14 protein-coding genes and 1 pseudogene are annotated in these 16642 nt (G+C 60.7%); all 15 read right to left on the reverse strand.

The window, feature by feature from the left end; translation table 11 throughout:
- Positions 1 to 35: 35 nt before the first annotated feature.
- The gene (gene smc / locus LAT62_RS05575; RefSeq protein WP_293380220.1) at positions 36 to 3533 is read right to left on the reverse strand and encodes a chromosome segregation protein SMC; all 3498 of its coding nucleotides are present in this window, start codon (positions 3531 to 3533) and stop codon (positions 36 to 38) included.
- A gap of 104 nt (positions 3534 to 3637) precedes the next feature.
- Entirely contained in the window at positions 3638 to 4864 is a 1227-nt protein-coding gene (ccmI, locus tag LAT62_RS05580; RefSeq protein WP_293380223.1) for a c-type cytochrome biogenesis protein CcmI, read from the reverse strand.
- On the reverse strand, positions 4864 to 5391 hold the full coding sequence (locus LAT62_RS05585; protein ID WP_293380226.1) for a cytochrome c-type biogenesis protein: 528 nt from the start codon (positions 5389 to 5391) through the stop codon (positions 4864 to 4866). The genes ccmI and LAT62_RS05585 overlap by 1 nt, the downstream gene beginning before the upstream one ends.
- A complete protein-coding gene (locus LAT62_RS05590) occupies positions 5391 to 5918 on the reverse strand; it encodes a DsbE family thiol:disulfide interchange protein (protein WP_293380229.1) in 528 nt (175 codons plus the stop codon). The genes LAT62_RS05585 and LAT62_RS05590 overlap by 1 nt, the downstream gene beginning before the upstream one ends.
- Positions 5918 to 7873, reverse strand: coding sequence for a heme lyase CcmF/NrfE family subunit (locus tag LAT62_RS05595; protein ID WP_293380232.1), 1956 nt, complete (start codon positions 7871 to 7873; stop codon positions 5918 to 5920). Before LAT62_RS05595 ends, LAT62_RS05590 begins: the two co-directional genes overlap by 1 nt.
- A 3-nt stretch (positions 7874 to 7876) precedes the next feature.
- Positions 7877 to 8350, reverse strand: coding sequence for a cytochrome c maturation protein CcmE (gene ccmE, locus LAT62_RS05600; protein WP_293380234.1), 474 nt, complete (start codon positions 8348 to 8350; stop codon positions 7877 to 7879).
- The gene (ccmD, locus tag LAT62_RS05605; RefSeq protein ID WP_293380237.1) at positions 8347 to 8523 is read right to left on the reverse strand and encodes a heme exporter protein CcmD; all 177 of its coding nucleotides are present in this window, start codon (positions 8521 to 8523) and stop codon (positions 8347 to 8349) included. The genes ccmE and ccmD overlap by 4 nt, the downstream gene beginning before the upstream one ends.
- A 1-nt stretch (position 8524) precedes the next feature.
- Positions 8525 to 9292 (reverse strand): heme ABC transporter permease CcmC, encoded by a 768-nt coding sequence (gene ccmC, locus LAT62_RS05610; protein WP_293380240.1) that lies wholly within the window; start codon positions 9290 to 9292, stop codon positions 8525 to 8527.
- Between the two features lie 43 nt (positions 9293 to 9335).
- Positions 9336 to 9995 carry a heme exporter protein CcmB gene (ccmB, locus tag LAT62_RS05615; RefSeq protein ID WP_293380243.1) on the reverse strand — a complete coding sequence of 220 codons (660 nt, stop codon included), beginning with the start codon at positions 9993 to 9995 and terminating at the stop codon, positions 9336 to 9338.
- Positions 9992 to 10639 (reverse strand): cytochrome c biogenesis heme-transporting ATPase CcmA, encoded by a 648-nt coding sequence (gene ccmA, locus LAT62_RS05620; RefSeq protein ID WP_293380246.1) that lies wholly within the window; start codon positions 10637 to 10639, stop codon positions 9992 to 9994. The genes ccmB and ccmA overlap by 4 nt, the downstream gene beginning before the upstream one ends.
- A 108-nt stretch (positions 10640 to 10747) precedes the next feature.
- On the reverse strand, positions 10748 to 11185 hold the full coding sequence (locus LAT62_RS05625; protein WP_293380249.1) for a hypothetical protein: 438 nt from the start codon (positions 11183 to 11185) through the stop codon (positions 10748 to 10750).
- 127 nt (positions 11186 to 11312) lie between these two features.
- Entirely contained in the window at positions 11313 to 12641 is a 1329-nt protein-coding gene (locus LAT62_RS05630; protein ID WP_293380252.1) for an MFS transporter, read from the reverse strand.
- Complete coding sequence (locus LAT62_RS05635; protein ID WP_293380255.1) at positions 12642 to 13001, reverse strand: hypothetical protein; 360 nt, start codon at positions 12999 to 13001, stop codon at positions 12642 to 12644. It lies immediately after the preceding gene.
- Between the two features lie 99 nt (positions 13002 to 13100).
- The gene (locus tag LAT62_RS05640; RefSeq protein ID WP_293380258.1) at positions 13101 to 16190 is read right to left on the reverse strand and encodes an efflux RND transporter permease subunit; all 3090 of its coding nucleotides are present in this window, start codon (positions 16188 to 16190) and stop codon (positions 13101 to 13103) included.
- Positions 16191 to 16192: 2 nt separating this feature from the next.
- Positions 16193 to 16642: pseudogene (locus LAT62_RS05645) on the reverse strand (hypothetical protein); the annotation flags it as partial.

The raw sequence follows: 16642 nt of genomic DNA on the forward strand, positions 1-16642 counted from the left end.
AACGATACCCTATCCTGTTGTCCTGCTATGCCGAATCAGGCTGTTGCCATCTCTACGGCTTCATCGACGTTCACGGAGACCAGGCGCGAAACGCCCGGCTCATTCATAGTAACACCCATCAGTTGATGTGCAATTTCCATCGCGACCTTGTTGTGCGTGATATAGATGAACTCCACCTGCTCTGACATGGCCTCGACAAGACGCGAAAAGCGGGTCACATTGGCATCATCCAGCGGTGCGTCTACTTCATCCAGCATACAGAAAGGGGCCGGATTGAGGCGGAAAATGGAAAACACCATAGCAATGGCCGTCAGCGCCTTTTCACCGCCCGATAGCAGGTGGATGGTGGCGTTCTTTTTGCCCGGCGGCCGGGCCATGATGGCCACGCCGGTATCCAGCAGGTCTTCGCCGGTCATCTCGAGATAAGCATGGCCACCCCCGAATACGCGGGGGAAAAGCTCCTGCAGCCCGGCATTGACCTTGTCAAAGGTGGTCTTGAATCGGTTACGGGTTTCCTGGTCAATACGCCGAATGGCCTGCTCCAGGGTTTCCAGCGCCCGTTCCAGATCTTCGTTCTGACGGTCCAGATATTCTTTGCGCTCATTTTGCACTCGATACTCGTCAATGGCGGCCAGGTTGATCGGGCCAAGACGCTGGATGCGCTGTGTAAGCTGTTCGATTCGCGACTCACAGGTGGGCAAATCAAGATCGTCAGGCAATGTCTCCAGCAGCGTCTGCAGATGGTAATTCTGCTCCTGCAACTGCTCTTCCAGGGTGGTCTTGCGTGTCTCGACGCGCTCACGTTCCATCTGCTGCTGTTGCAGACGCAGGCTCAGGTCGCGCATCGCCTGCTCGATTCTGACCTTGCGCTGGTCCAGATCGCGCATCCCTTGATGAAAGGTTTCGGCGGCCTGACGCGCTTCTGTCAGTTCATTTTCCAGCGCCAACTGGCGCGCCACCTTGTCCTCGAGTTCACCAGTGAGTTCGTCGTCCGGATCCAGCAGTGACTGCATCTCTGCATGCAGGGCCTGCTCACGCTGTGCCAGTTGCTGGTGCTGCTGGTCATTACGCTGCACCGCCGCCTCCAGTGACTGCAATTGACTCTCCAGACCCCGCACCGACAGTTCCAGCTGATGCTTTTGCTGACTGGCTTCCCGCTGCCGGGCACGTGCGTCTTCCAGCGCCTGGCGGGCTTCATCCCGGGCATTGCTCAATGCCGTGCGGTCTTCGCTCTTGTGGCCGTGCGTTTCCTGGGCCTCTGCCAGCGCCTGCTGGGCTTCCTGTTGCGCGGCTATTTCCTGTTCATAGGCCGCATCCGCCTCTTCCAGTTCGCTCCGATAGCGCTGCAGACTCTGGTTCATTTGCTGACTGGTGGCACTCAGGGCTGAAATTCGGGTTTCGATTTCATGTACCCGTCGTCGACAGTCGTCAACCTGTGCCCGCTGTTGCTGCCACTGTTGCTCCAGACTGTCCAGGCCGAGTTGCGCCGCTTCCTGATTGAGTTCTGCGTCTTCCAGCTCGAATTCGCTGTCATCGACACTGGCCTCAAGCTCCTGCAGTCGCGCCTGCTGCGCCAGCAGCCCTTCCCGGTCCTGCTGGCTGCGGAAAATCCGCGTCCAGCCCTGGCCGAGCCAGACACCATCTGTGGTGATCACGCTGGCGCCTTCGGGCAGGCCCGGCAGTCTCTTTCGGGCTTCTTCCACCGACTCTGCCAGATAAACCTGATTGAGCAGCGGCTGCAAAGCCCCGGGTGCCCGGGCTTTGGCGCCCAGGGTGCCGGGTGTCGGTGAAACCTGGGGCGCCTGTTCACTGAGCCAGCTCATGCGGGCGTCGGGCAAGTGCGACCAGGCCGAATCGGGCACGCCGCTGCCGGGCAGCACATGGCTCTGCAGCCAGTGCCCCAGCACCCACTCCACGGCTTGCTCCCAGGGTGACTCGACCGTCAGCCCCGACAGCGCCTGCGGGCTGCGCTGCAACTGCCAGCGACTGAGCCAATCCTGCACCTCGGCACTATCGCCGGCCTGCGCGTGCAGGGTGGCGCGCAGCCGGGTGATTTCCTGCTGCTGGTCGGTCAGGCGGCTGCGCAGCGTCTGCACCGCCTGCTGACGCTGCTGCTGCTCTTCCCGTTTGCCCTGCAGGGCCTCTTCGGTTTCTCGGCCCTGGGCTTCCGCTTCTTCCAGCCGCGCCTGTGCGGCCTCCAGATCACTGGTGAAGCGCAGCAGTTCTTCGGCGGCCGGATCTTCCTCCAGCGTCTGCAGTTCATGGCGCAGTTTTTCCCGTCGCTGGGCCAGCACCTGCAACTGCTGATCCGCCTGTTCTATCCGTGAGCGCCAGCGTTCGGTCTGCCGCGCAGCCTCGGCTGAACCCAGGCTGTATTCCAGCCAGCGCTCTTCATGTTCACGAAAGGTGCCTTCCTGCTGTTCCAGCTCCAGCGTTGCCTCTTCAGTCCGCTCCCGCCAGATGTCGAGTTCGGGTGACAGGTGTGCCAGTTGGTCACGCACCTTTTCCAGACTCGCGCGATCCGTTTCCTCATGACGCCGCAGTTCATGACGCTCACGTTCGATGGACTGCTGACTCTGCTGCAGCCGCTGCACCTGCTCGCGCTGATGCGCCGACTGCTGCTCCAATCGGGTAATCTCATTGCCCACCTCGTAGTAGGCTTTCTGTACCTTCTGGAAACGCTCTGCGGCCTCTTCATTGTTCTGGCGCAGCGCTTCCATGTCGGCTTCACAGTCACGCAGTTGCGCTTCCTGCTCGGCCTGATCGCGTTCCACTTCCAGCAGTCGCTGCCGGACCTGCTGACCTTCGGTGTCCAGGTCACGCCAGCGCAGCACCGTAAGCTGGGCGCGCAACTGCTTTTCTTCTGCCTTGTATTCCCGGTACTTCTCGGCAGCTCTGGCCTGACGCTCAAGATGCGCCAGCTGGCGGTCCAGTTCTTCGCGAATATCCGTCAACCGCTCCAGGTTTTCGTGCGTGCGCCGCATGCGGTTTTCGGTTTCGCGGCGCCGGTCCTTGTATTTGGCGATGCCGGCCGCTTCTTCGATCGTGACCCGAAGCTCATCGGGCTTGGCCTCAATCAACCGCGAGATCATGCCCTGTTCGATGATGGCATAGCTGCGCGGACCCAGCCCGGTACCGGAAAAAATATCGGTGATATCGCGACGACGGCATTTACTGCCATTCAGAAAATAGGTGGACTGCCCGTCCCGGGTGACCTTGCGCTTGACGGAAATCTCGTTGTATTCCGCATAGGGACCACTGAGGGTGTGGTCACTGTTGTCGAACATCAGTTCGACCGTGCACTGAGCGACTGGCTTGCGCCGGGTAGACCCATTGAAGATGACATCCGTCATGGCTTCACCGCGCAGATGCTTGGCCGAAGACTCACCCATGACCCAGCGCACGGCATCGATGACATTCGATTTGCCACAGCCGTTGGGCCCCACAATCGCTGTGAGGTTGGTCGGAAACGGGATCTGGGTCGGATCGACAAACGACTTGAAGCCGGCCAGTTTGATGCTCTTCAGGCGCATGCAGCTCGGGGTTCCTTTCCTGAATCAGGCAGCCATTGTATCGGGTTTTGACGGGCGCACAAACGCCATTGTGCGGGCAGTGTCACGACCGGCCCAAGGGGCGTTCAGGGCCCGGCACTGCCCCGCAGTTCCAGACTCAACGTCGCCACGGCATCTTCACCCGAAACAGGTACAACGACTACCCGGGAGCTGTGAGTAGCCTCGTTCAGATTAGCGCCGGGCGGCGTCGCAAAGGCCACCACTTCGACTTCGTTCTGGCTGGACAAGGCCGGCATATCGCCGGAACGATCTCGGTCGGTCAGGCGCAGGGCCAAGGGCATGTCGGCCACGGTATAGCGCTGCAGGGCGACCAGACTGCCGCCCTCTGTAGTACGGGCAACGATGTAGATAAAGGCATCTGGCGCCAGTTCCTCGGGCAGCGCCGAGAACACCACCTGAACGCCCTCCAGGTCACCGGCAGCTTCAGAGTCGACGAGTTGCCGGGCATGCTCCAGAGCACCCGCCACGGCTTCCGTCATGCGCCCCGGTTCCGCCACCTCCAGAAAGCGCTCCCAGACGACAACCGCCTGCTGCGGATTCCCGGCATCCATGTGCGCCATGCCCAGAGTGGCCAGAGCCTGGGTGTTCATCGGGTCAAGGCGCAGGGCCTCTTCAAAATCGGCCTCGGTGGCCGCAGACATCCGGCGTTCTTCGTGGATGAAGCGGGTCTGCCCGCGATTGCTGAGGACCACTGACAGGTCTTCCGGGTCATATTCATCAAGTGCCCTGTAGGCCGCCTCAACCCGGTCATAGGTATTAATGGCATCCTCCGCACGCCCCACTTCGTCATAGCTGAGTGCCAGCATATAGAGGTCTTCAATGTCGGGGCGGCGCTGATTGTCGACATGATCTTCCAGAGCCACCAGAAAGCGCTCAAAGTCTTCCGGACTGCGTTCGCGAACCTGTGTCAGTTCATACAGTTCAACCGCCTGCCGGGCTCCGGTTGGCTGGTAGATCACCAGTGCCATGATGGCCATTGCTGCCAGCGTCAACAGCGCCCAACGCCAGTCCAGACGACCTCCGGCCTGGACGGACTGTTCCGCGCTCTCCGTCTCGGCCAGTATCTGCCGATCCAGCTCGGCCTGCAGCGCCTCATGCTGAGCTTCATCCAGCAGACCCCTGGCCTTTTCATCAGCCAGTTCTTCCGTACGCGCCTCATAGACCGCGAGTCGATCCTGATTGCGCGCCAGCTTTATGGTCTGTCTGCTGCCATACAGCACCGGATAGAGCAGAAATACGGCAGCCAGTGCACACAACACAATGACCATGGCGACAACAACACCCATCAACATCAGGCAGACTCTCCTCGTGACCGTTCACGCAGCGCCCGCAATCGGGCCTGCTCTTCCGCTGTCAACTTCGTGTCGCCCGGGTCATCAGACGGGCCGCTGTGGCGCTTGCGAATACCCAGAATGACGGCGACCAGAAATGCCGTCAGGGCAAAACCGGCGACCCATATCCAGATCGTGTGGCCGCCCAGACGCGGCCGGTAGGTAACACCTTCGCCGTATCGCTCGATCATGAAATCGACTATTTCCCGGTCGCTGTAGCCGTCTTCCAGCAGTCGCGCCACGCGATCGCGCATCTGTGCCGATACGGGCGCATTGGAATCGCCGATGGCCTGGTTGTCACACTGCATGCAGCGCAGCGTCCAGTTCAGGCGGTGAAACCGCTCCTCCAGATCAGACGACGAAAACTGGCGCAATGGCTCCACCAGGGTCTGATCATCCGGTGTCAGCAGACCGGTGCCCTCACCGATGGTCTGCGCCATCAGCCACGGACTCTGCAGCACCAGAACGAACAGGAGCAGCCAGCGCATTACAGGGACTCCCAGACATCGCGCAGCGTATTGTCCCAGTGGCGTTCACTGAGAATGCCGACATGGCGGTGCCGCACGATACCTTCCGCGTCGATAAAGTAGGTCTCGGGGGCGCCGACCACACCCAGATCGAAGCCGAACTCGCCAATGGGGTCAAACACCGTAAACTCATAGGGATCGCCGCGGTCGACCAGCCATTCCTGGCCGCCGTCACGTGTATCCCGATAGTTCAGCCCGATAATGCGCACGCTCTCTTCATCGGCCAACTTGTTGAGAACCGGATGCTCGATACGGCAACTCGGACACCAGGAGCCCCAGACATTGAGCAGAAAAGGCGACCCATACAGGTCTTCGTTGACCCGGATCAGGTCTTCATCCGACAGGTCTTGCAGTGACAGGGTCGGCAGCACCTTGCCAATGCGCGTCGAGGGCGCACTGCCCTGATCTTCGCCCTGCGACAGCATGTAGCCGAACACAGTTGCCGCCACCAGCACGCCAAAAAACGGAACGAACACTACCCACCGCATCAGGCGGACCCTCCCAGTTTGATTCGACGATAACGTTTATCCATGATGGCCAGGCCAGCACCAAGCGACATGATGATGGAGCCCAGCCAGATCCAGCGCACAAAGGGTTTTACATGCAGGCGCATTGACCAGGTCTCCTGATCTGCCGACATGGGCTCACCCATGGAGACATAGAGATCCCGATTGAGCTGCCCCAGGATGCCCGCCTGGGTCATCAACTGGCCCGCTACCGGATAGAACCGCTTTTCAGCCAGCAGGTTCCCGACCACGCGACCATTGCGCGACAGGTCGAAGAAGGCCATCTGGGTCTCGTAGTTGGACACCGGGCGCTCGTCATATTCCCGGTAGGTAAAGGTCCAGTTGCCCAGCGTGTGACTGTCGCCGGGCGACATGCGCACATCGCGGCTCTCTTCGTACTGGGTGGCCATGGTCACGCCGACGATCATGACCAGCAGGCCGACATGCCCGAGGATCATGCCATAGTAGGAGCGGCTCAGCTTGCGCAGGCCACGCCAGGGGTTGGGCGCATTGCGGGTACTGTCATACAGGGTTTTCAGGGTACTGAGCGCCAGCCACCAGGCCAGCGTGAGCCCCAGCACGACGCGCCAGTTGATATGGCCTGCGTACAGCCAGTTGCAGACAACGGCCAGGGCAACCGAGAGCAGAAACGCCCAGGCAGCCCAGCGCAAAATCGGCTTTTCATCATGTTTCTTCCAGCGTATCCACTGCCCCACCCCGAGCAAAATCACCAGCAAGGGCGCCAGCACAGTCGTGATGTCATTGAACCAGGGCGGCCCGATAGAAATGGTGCGCATGCCCAGCAGGTCATTGACCACGGGCGCAAAGGTCAGCAACACGATGATGATGGTGTAGAGCGTCAGCACCAGGTTGTTGCCCAGCAGGAACATCTCGCGTGACCACCATTCGAAACGCACATTGACCTGCAGTTTTGGCAGTCGAATGGCATAGAGCAGCAGCGCCCCGCCGGTGAAGAGGAAAAAGATCATCAGAATGAAGAAGCCGCGGGACGGATCATTGGCGAACGAGTGCACACTGTTGAGCACCCCGGAGCGCACCAGGAAGGTCCCTAGCAGGGTCGTGGAAAACGCCGCTATGGCCAGCAGCACCGTCCAGCCCTTGTAGACCCCGCGCTTATCGGTCGCGGCCAGCGAATGAATCAGCGCCGTGCCGAGCAGCCAGGGTATCAGGGAAGCGTTCTCGACCGGATCCCAGAACCACCAGCCGCCCCAGCCCAGTTCGTAATAGGCCCACCAGGAGCCCAGCGCGATACCCAGCGTCAGAAACAGCCAGGCGACATTGGTCCAGGGCCGGGACCAGCGCGCCCAGGCACTGTCGAGCCGGCCTATCAGCAGGGCAGCGATGGCAAAGGAGAATGCCACCGACAGCCCGACATACCCCATGTAGAGCATGGGCGGATGGAAAATGAGGCCCGGATCCTGCAGCAGCGGATTCAGATCGCGGCCATCGGCCGGCGGAAAGGGCAACACCCGGGCAAAGGGATTGGACGTAAACACCAGAAAGGCGTTGAAGGCAGCCAGCACCAGACCCATGACGCTCATGACCACGGCCAGCATGTCCAGCGGCAGTTTCTTGCTGAACGCGGCGACGGCAACAATCCAGAAACTCAGGATCATCACCCACAGCAACATGGACCCTTCATGCCCGCCCCAGACGCCGCTGACCTTGTAATACCAGGGCATGTTGGAGTTGGAGTGGTCCACCACATAGCGCACGGTGAAGTCGTCCGCCAGATGCAGCCAGGTCAGGGTAGCAAAGGACACCACGAGAAACGCCATGGACCCCAGGCCCAGCGGCCGCGCCAGCCGCATCAGGCCGGCGTGCTGACGGTAGTAGCCGACCAGGGGCAGGACACCCAGGGCGATGCTGAACAGAAGGCCAAAAATAAGCGCCAGGAAACCAAACTCCGGCAACATGCTTCAGTTCTCCCTGATGGTATCGAGCTGACTGTCGGTAATCCGACCCCGGCGATGGGCTTCTTCAAGCGCCCGCGCCACCTCGGGCGGCATGTAGTTCTCGTCATGACGCGCCAGCACCTCGCTGGCCCGGAACACACCCGAATCGTCAAGATGGCCGGTAGCCACAACGCCCTGCCCCTCCTTGAACAGGTCGGGCAGAATACCGACGTAGCTCATGGTGACTTCATTGATGGTGTCGGACACGGTAAAGGTCACCGCCAGCGTTTCATGATCGCGCCAGACGCTATCATGTACGACCACGCCCCCGGCTCGGAAGCTGCGATCATAGGGCGCCTCGCCCTCCACAATGTCCGTCGGGCTGTAGAACAGATTGACCTGATGGCGATTGGCAATCAGCAGCAGAATGACAGACACCGTAAACAGCGTGACTGCAATCAGAATAAGTATCAAACGCTGTCGGCGCGCCGGATTCATAGCTGTCCTCGTTTTTTCAATCGCTGCATTTCAGTGACCAGACGGCGTTTCTGCAAGCGCAGACCCAACCAGTGGCCCAGTATTGTGAACACTGTGATCCCGTATACGGACCAGACGAACACCCCATGGTTCCCCATGCGGATGAAATCGGAGAAGCTGTCGAAGTAGCCCATATTATGCCTGCCCCCGCAGGCCCAGCTCATCCTGGACCCAGCGTGTTTTGCGTTCTCTATACAGAATTTCCCAGCGGGTGCGGTAAAGCACCAGCGCGGCGACCACACAATAGGTGGCTGCCATGCTCAGCAGCAGGGGTGCCAGCATTTCCCAGACCATGGTGGTTTCTCCGGTGATGCGGATGGTGGCGGGTTGATGCATGGTATTCCACCAGTCCACCGACCACTTGATGATGGGCAGGTTGACGAAGCCGACCAGCACCAGAATGGCGGTCGCCTTGTCGGCCAGTTTCTGCTGTTCAATGGCCGTATGAATGGCCCACATGCCGATAAACAGGAACAACTGCACCAGCATGGAGGTCAGGCGCGCATCCCAGATCCAGTAGACTCCCCAGGTTGGCCGCCCCCAGATGGCACCGGAGATCAGGGCCAGCGCGGTCAGTGTCAAACCGACCGGAATGCACTGGCGCAGCACCATGTCGGCCAGTTTGATTTTCCACACCAGACTGATGACCGCCAGAATGGCCATACTCAGGTACATGGCAAGGGACGCACTGGCCGATGGCACGTGAACAAAGATAATCCGGTAGCTGTTGCCCTGCAGGTAATCTTCCGGTGCAAAGACCAGCCCCCAGATCCAGGCCACCAGCAGGGCCACCCCGCCGACCAACATCAACCCCAGCGCCCAGGGCCGGGCGATACGATAGAAGTTGGGTGGCGAAGTCCAGCGGTGGAACCAGCGCCACACCGGAGTCATCGAAAACGCCATCTGCTGTCTTGTCCTCCCGGGCCTGCTGCCAGCAGGTCCTCTCTCAGTCATTGATCGAAAGCTGCAGGGCCGCGGCGGCCACCCAGGGGGCCAATGCCAGCGCCATGCAGGCCAGCGCTGCCAGAGCCGACAGGGGTGCCACAAACGACACACCGGCCAGCGCGGCATTGATGCTGCCTGTACCGAGAATCAGCACAGGAATATATAAAGGAATGACCAGCAATGACAGCAGCAGCCCGCTGCGCCTCAAGCCGGCCACCAAAGCGGCACCGATCGCCCCTATGGTACTGAACACCAGTGTGCCCAGCGCCAGCACCAGCAGGGTCAGGGGCATCAGGCTGATCGGCAGGTTGAGCATCAGCCCCAGCAACGGCGACATCAGGGTCAGTGCCAGCCCGGTAAACAGCCAGTGATTGAGTATCTTGGCCAGGATCAGGGCCGCCAGGGGTGTACCGCTGGTGGCAACCTGCTCCAGTGAGCCGTCCTGATGATCGTAACGGAACATCAGATCCAGTGACAGCAGGGTCGCCAGCAAGGCCGCCACCCAGAGTATGCCAGGCGCCAGCACCGCCAGTTCGTCCGGGTCAGGCGTGATACCCAATGGGAACAGGGCGACCACCATCAGGTTGAACACCAGCGGGTTGATCAGTTCAGAGCGGCGGCGCCAGCTGAGCAGCCACTCCCGGCGCAACAGAAACATCATGTGGCGCCCTCTGTCATGTGTTCACCCAGAGTCACCGTGGCATAGTCGAACACGGTCGGCTCATGATGTGTTGAAAACAGCAGGCTGCCTCCCTTGGCGCAATGCGCGCCCAGGTGATGCTCCAGCGCCAGCACCCCCTGCTTGTCGAGTGCGGTAAAGGGTTCGTCCAGTACCCAGCAGTCCGGCAGTCCGGGCAGATAGAGCATCGCCAGCAGGACGCGGCGCTGCTGACCGGCGGACAGCTGCTGCCCCGGACTGTCATCAAAGGCCTGCAGGTCCACCGCTGCAAGCGCTTGCCGGAGTGCCGCCTGATCAGGATCCAGACCACGCAGGCGCGCCAGAAAACGCAGGTTTTCGAGTACCGTCAGATGCGCGGAGATGCCGGGCCGGTGCCCGACATACAGCCAGGGACTGGCGTCCGTCTGGCGCCAGTCAATCGAGCCTTCCAGCAGGATGTTCAGCCCCACCAGCCCACGCATCAATGTGGTCTTGCCGGTGCCGTTGCGCCCTGCTATACGCAACGCCGAGCCATCTGTCAGCGTCAGTTGCAGGTCACGAAACAACAGACGGTCATCCCGCTCACAGATCAGATCACGCGCCCGAAGTACGGGATCATTGTGGTTCTGACGGGCGGATGAGGACAACAGGCAATCTCCGGGGGCAGATCATTCGGCTGCCGTATTCTAATGGCGGGGGGCCCGAAAGCCAATGATAGAGCCGTAAAGGTGATGATAGAGCCGTAAACGTGATGTTCAGGTCTGGCTGCGCTGATCCAGAGCCTTGTTGAGGCGTTTTTCGAGCTCTCGCAACTGCCGGTTGTCCGGATACTTGCGCCGCAGTGTTTCGACCAGAAACAATGCCTTGCCATATTCACCCTGCTGACAGAGATCGCGGATCTCACCGATGGCCCGACTAACCAGTAGCCGGTCATCGTGGTTCACGGTTACGCGTGCGCCGCCAAGCCTGAGGACGCGATACAGCATGAACCCGAAAGCCCCGGCAATGGCCATGCCCAGGCTTCCATAGAGCGCCAGCAAGGTAATGCCAACCCGACCCAGATCGCCAACGCAGAGAGCGCTGGTCCAGGTGCAGAACACCCAGTCAGGACCCAGGGCACCGTCGGCCAGCATGGCCAGACCCAGCACTGTCAGCGCGCTATAGATACTCGCAGGAATGTATCGTTTGAACATGTGGCCTGTTTTGTTGTGTGTGCTTTGTCATTGTGCGGCAGCGCGGTCTTTTCTGACCACCGGACCATGGTGGCCTATCCCCCGGCGCATGTCCAATGGCGCCGACCCCAAGGGCCCAGGGGCATCGTCAGGCGTCAGGTTCCGTGACTTCGGGCAAAGCCTGCAGCAGCACGATGGCACTGAGGCTCAGCAGCCCCAGCAAGCCCAGCACCCAGGCAATACCCAGTGCGTCACCCAGCCACCCAATCAGGCCACCAACCAGCATCAGCACCCCGACCACGGTGTTGCTGACCGCAACATAGGTGGCCCGGTTGTCCTGCGTGGCCATGTCAACCAGATAGGCCTTGCGGCCCAGGCGAACGCCACTGTGACTCAGTGACAGCAGCAGGAAGGCCAGTGGCAACACACCCCAGGCGGTCAACCAGTCCGGCTGCCAGGCCGACAACAGCGCAATCAGCAGGCACAAGCCGCCACCCAGCAGCGCCGCAGCCTGCATGACTCGGCGGCTGGAACGATCAGCCCAGCGCCCCCAGATGGGCGCACTGATCATGGAGGCCAGTCCGCCCAGCAAAACCAGAGCGCCCAACTCGGCCAGGGTGCCGTCATTCTGCTGGATCAGCAATACCAGGAAGGGCGCCGCCAGCGCAACGCCCAGCAGAGCTGAGCGGCCCAGCACAAAGCGCAGAAACTGCGGGTCGGAGCGCAAAATGCCGAGGCTTGTCAGGGCCACCGTCAAGGCATTGCCACCGCCTTCGGTGGCACCCTCCTCTTCCACGATGAGATTGAAAAACGGCAACGCAACGAGCCAGCAAATAGCCGCGACACCCAGGATAAGAAACAGCCACCAGGCATCGGGTTGCGCGCTATCAACCAGCAACAGCAACACACCCCACACCGCGACCAGCGCGCCACTCGCCCCAGCGGCATAGCCCATCAGGGTGCCGCGGCGCTCTTTGGACACGGTTTTGCCCAGCACATCTTTGGCCGCGACCGAGCAGAGCCCTCGCGCCAGGCTGTAGACCACCAACGCGGCCAGAATCAGAAACCCGGCTAACGTGCCTTCGAAAACCATGCCAACGAGAACCATTGCGCCCAGTGCCACACCCGACAGCAGTGCACCCAGCAGCCAGACCGGCTTGCGCCGGGGCATTCCCCGAACCCAGGCGGCGACCACCAACTGCGGCAGCAGGACACCCGCCTCCCGGATCGGCACCAGAAACCCGACCAGTGCTGAAGGCGCGCCCAGAGCGCCCAACAACCAGGGCAGGATCAAACGTGCCGATGACAACTCATCAGCCAGTTTGCTGAACAGGTTGGCCAGGAGATAGCCAAAGAAATTGCGCGGTTGGTGACGACAGGCGGCATCGGGAATGTCCTTGCAGACCCGGGCATCCTCATCACCGACAATTCGTTCGTAGGCCCGCGTCAGCGGCTCCGGATCTGTGAAGGACGACATCTACAGCGGGATACCCTGCTGCCAGAGCAGAATGAAACGCACCGTGAGCCCTATGGTACCCAGCAGCAGAATCAAGAAAATCCAGCACTTGAGCAGGGAAAAGAAGCGGCCTATTTTGGCCTTGAACCGTCCCCAGGCGGTGGTCAGCAAGACGGCGTTGGGGCCGGGTGGCTGAAACCACCAGACAAAACAGAGCCCGAGCAGGCTCCACATGAAGCCGATCAGGGCCGGATAGAGTACTTCACCCCAATCATTGAGGGTACCCAGCCCCAACACGACAGCAGTTCCTATCGTGCATAGCAGAAATACCGGCCCCAGGACGCGCAGCCGGTACCCCCAGCGTGTAAAACCATTGATCATGCCAATTTATCCAAAAGCAACGTGTCGTGATGGCTCCCCACCTTAACGTCATGCTCGCCATCCGGCAAACGTCGGAAACCAATTCCGGGCCTCATCGCTTCACGCCAGCCTGCCCTCTCGACCAAACCAGCGCTGCAGACGCTCGCGCCAGAGCTCGATGCTGGTCAACAGTGCCGGTACAAGCAGCAGCATGATCAGTGTCCCGAAGGCCAGGCCGAATACAATGCCGGCGGCCAGTGGAATCAGAAACTGGGCATCGAAAGACGTTTCGGTCAGCAGGAAGCTGAGCCCGGCAATGGTGGTCAGCGAGGTCAGGATAACCGGCCGGAAACGCCGCACCGAGGCCTCGACAACCGCCTCCTGAACCGGCATGCCGGAGGCTCTCAGGTCTCGATAGAACAACACCAGGACAATGCCGTTGTTGATCACGATACCTGATAGCCCGAACAGACCGTAGATACTGAGTGCCGACAGCTCAAGCCCCATGATCCAGTGGCCGGCAATAGCCCCGGTCAGGGCAAACGGAATCGCGGAAAGCACGGCAAGCGGCCAGACCCAGCTTTCGAAAACCCAGGCCAGAGCCCCGAAGATCAGGATCAGCCCCAGAATGGCCCCGAACTGCACATCCTGCAGAAACTGGGCCTGCCCGGCCTGATCACCTTCCAGCGAAGCAAAGACCGCAAACCGGTCTTCCAGCTCCGGTATGGCGTCGCTCTGCAGCCAGCGATTCACATCGCCCAGGGTCAGATCATCCGATCCCAGTTCGGCCGTCACTTCGGCAGCCAGCTCGCCATTGATCCGGTTGAACTGGTCTATGGCCCGTGAATACTCCACATTGACCAGTGCCGACAGCGGCTGCCACTCGCCGTTGCCGAGGCTGATCGGCACATTCTGCAAGTCGGACCAGGTGCGGGTATTTTCTTCCAGCAAAAGGACTCTGACGGTCAGGTCATCACCCTGCTGTTGCACCACCTGGGCGGTGCGTCCTGTCGTTACCTCATTGACCCGGTCACTGAGAGCCTGCGGGCTTAGGCCGAGCGCCAGAGCATCCGGACGCAGTTGCAGAGCCAATTGCTCACTGCCCAGTGGCAGGTTGTCGCGGATCTCACGCAAGCCGCCAAAGCGGCGCAACTCGCCCTGCAACCAATCCGAAGCGGCTTTCAACTCGTCCAGGTCATCACCGCGCAGGCGGGCACTGACCGCATTGGTACTCGGCCCCTGCGATGGCTGTTCAAAGCGCAAACCGATGATGCCCGGCGGGGCCGGCACGCTCTCCCGCCATTCGCGCAGAATCTGCTCGTTGCTGACCGGCCGATCCGTGGCGCCGTCAAAGGACACAAACAGGGCGCCTTTTTCCGGGGCGCCCCGATTCAGCTCACGCACCATGGTATCGACGACCGGGAACGGGTAGCGCTCTTCCACGTCAAGCAGAGCCTGCTGCATGTTCGCCAGAAACTCGTCCACCTGTTCTACTGGCGTGCCCTCTGCAAAGTCGACTTCCAGCGTGACCTGCTCCTGCTGAATATCAGGGAAAAACACGAAGACGATCCGGCCGGTCACGATCAGCATGACCGACAGCACCAGAAAAACCAGAGCCGTCGCATAGGTGGTCATGCGATTGTCCACGGCAAAACGCACCAGGCTGCGAAACGGCACCTGACGTACCCAGTTAAAACCCTGCTCGAACCAGCGCCGCGGCGCCCAGGGTGGATTGGCGCCGTCACGGCGCGACTTGAGGCTGTGTGCCAGGTGGCCGGGCAAAATGAAAAAACACTCGATCAGCGATGCCACGATGGCGAATATGACCACCAGCGGCACGCTGATGGTGAAGGTGCCTGCCTGACCCGTGACCAGCAGCAACGGCAGGAAGGCGGCGATAGTGGTCACACTCGAGGCCAGCACTGCCGGCAGCATACGCCGTGCTGCGGCCACGGCCGCATCTTCGGGGTCGGCCCCTTTTTCCACCTCGGTATAGGTCTGCTCCCCCACCACTATGGCATCGTCGACAATGATACCCAGGGCCACCAGAAAGCCGAACAGGGAAATCAGATTGATCGAGTTGCCTGTGAGTTCCATCAAGACCAGCGTCGCCAGAAACGAGATGGGAATACCCAGCGCCACCCAGAAGGCGACCCGATGGTTCAGGAAGATGAACAGCACCAGCAGCACCAGTACCATGCCGCCCAACCCGCTCTCCAGAATAATGGAGATGCGCGATTGCACAAAGCGCCAGTCCTCGTTGTACACATGCATCGAGATGCCCTCCGGCAACTCGGATGCAAAGCTTTCCTGCCAAGTGTTGAGGGTTTCCGCCACCTGCAGGGTGTCTTCTCCGCGCGTGCGGCTGAGGGACAGTCGGGATGCCGGCTGACCGTCATAGAACACACGCACCTGGTCATCCACATAGACTCTGCTCACCATGCCCAGATCGTCGATACGGGCAAACCCGAGAGCGTTGCTTACCGGCACCACCTGGCTTTCCAGCCCAAGAATGTCCAGAGCACGATTCTGCACCCGCCACTGGGCGGCCAGAAATCCTTCACCCGACAGGCCCGCCGGCGCATTCACATTGGCTGCGGCCAGTCGATCGGCGAGCTCGCCAACCGTCAGCCCGGCATCGAGCAGGCGCTGTGGCGGCACCTGAACGCGCAGCTCCGCCTCGGGCACACCTTCTATGTCAACCTGCGCGATGCCGGCATTGCCCAGGCTGAGTTCGGCTTGGCGCGTCCAGTAGCGCAATTCCTCAAACGTCAGATCACCATATAAAAGTACATCGGCAACCCGCTCGAAAAACACGAAGGGCGTTACCAACGGACTGTCAGCTCCGGAAGGCAGATCAACCGTGGCAAACGCCCGTTCAATATCCCGCTGCACCCGGTCCGGATCATCAACGCCTTCGACCAGAGCAATATCCATCGCCATACCACCCTCGAAGCTGCGCGCCTCGAGGGTGTCGATCTCCGCAATCCCGGTCAGGCTGTTTTCCAGCGGAATGGTCAGGCTTTCCTGCACATCCTCGGCACTGGCGCCCGGCCAGTCGGTACTAACCTGAATGATGCTCAGCTCAAAGTCCGGCAGAAACTGGGTATTCAGACGTTCCAGAGCCCAGAGGCCCAGCAGTATGACAACAAACATCAGAACATTCGGCGCTACCCGATGGCGGGCAAACGCAGCAATGATTGCGGTCATGCTCAGTCCTCCCTGACCAGTACCGGCAACCCGCTGACTGCATTGGCCAGTCGGGTCAGCAGCAGGCGATCGTCTTCCGACAATTCATCGCTGCGAATCAGGGCCTGTGTCGTGGTGCCATTGCCGCGAAAGCCGATCACCTCCACCTCGATCCGCTGCAACACATCCTCGTCCACCCAATAGACAAATCGATTTTCATACAGCGCATTGACCGGCACCGGAACCACATCGGAGACTTCGGGCAAGGCGAGACGCAGGCGATGATGGCGGTCTGCCACGGCCAGCGAGTCCGGGTCTTCGACAGCGAAGCGCAGGCGCAGACTGCCGCCACGCGATACCGGCTCCCAACCCTGCAGCCTCAGTGTCTTCTCCGCGCCGTCGTCCGCTTCAAGTGTGGCCTGCATGCCGACCTCCAGCAGGGGCGCATGATGAGCAGGCAATTGAGCGAAAAC

The sequence above is a fragment of the Natronospirillum sp. genome (assembly GCF_022565775.1).
In the GTDB taxonomy this organism is placed as follows: domain Bacteria; phylum Pseudomonadota; class Gammaproteobacteria; order Pseudomonadales; family Natronospirillaceae; genus Natronospirillum.

Excerpts from the sequence above, each read along its gene's own strand:
- LAT62_RS05595 (WP_293380232.1), bottom strand. The coding sequence starts at position 7,873 with ATGTTGCCGGAGTTTGGTTTCCTGGCGCTTATTTTTGGCCTTCTGTTC.
- LAT62_RS05590 (WP_293380229.1), bottom strand. The coding sequence starts at position 5,918 with ATGCGGTGGGTAGTGTTCGTTCCGTTTTTTGGCGTGCTGGTGGCGGCA.
- LAT62_RS05625 (WP_293380249.1), bottom strand. The coding sequence starts at position 11,185 with ATGTTCAAACGATACATTCCTGCGAGTATCTATAGCGCGCTGACAGTG.
- smc (WP_293380220.1), bottom strand. The coding sequence starts at position 3,533 with ATGCGCCTGAAGAGCATCAAACTGGCCGGCTTCAAGTCGTTTGTCGAT.
- ccmB (WP_293380243.1), bottom strand. The coding sequence starts at position 9,995 with ATGATGTTTCTGTTGCGCCGGGAGTGGCTGCTCAGCTGGCGCCGCCGC.
- LAT62_RS05640 (WP_293380258.1), bottom strand. The coding sequence starts at position 16,190 with ATGACCGCAATCATTGCTGCGTTTGCCCGCCATCGGGTAGCGCCGAAT.
- ccmC (WP_293380240.1), bottom strand. The coding sequence starts at position 9,292 with ATGGCGTTTTCGATGACTCCGGTGTGGCGCTGGTTCCACCGCTGGACT.
- ccmI (WP_293380223.1), bottom strand. The coding sequence starts at position 4,864 with ATGTTGATGGGTGTTGTTGTCGCCATGGTCATTGTGTTGTGTGCACTG.
- ccmE (WP_293380234.1), bottom strand. The coding sequence starts at position 8,350 with ATGAATCCGGCGCGCCGACAGCGTTTGATACTTATTCTGATTGCAGTC.
- ccmD (WP_293380237.1), bottom strand. The coding sequence starts at position 8,523 with ATGGGCTACTTCGACAGCTTCTCCGATTTCATCCGCATGGGGAACCAT.
- LAT62_RS05630 (WP_293380252.1), bottom strand. The coding sequence starts at position 12,641 with ATGTCGTCCTTCACAGATCCGGAGCCGCTGACGCGGGCCTACGAACGA.
- LAT62_RS05635 (WP_293380255.1), bottom strand. The coding sequence starts at position 13,001 with ATGATCAATGGTTTTACACGCTGGGGGTACCGGCTGCGCGTCCTGGGG.
- LAT62_RS05585 (WP_293380226.1), bottom strand. The coding sequence starts at position 5,391 with ATGCGCTGGCTGCTCCTGTTCGTTCTGGTGCTGCAGAGTCCGTGGCTG.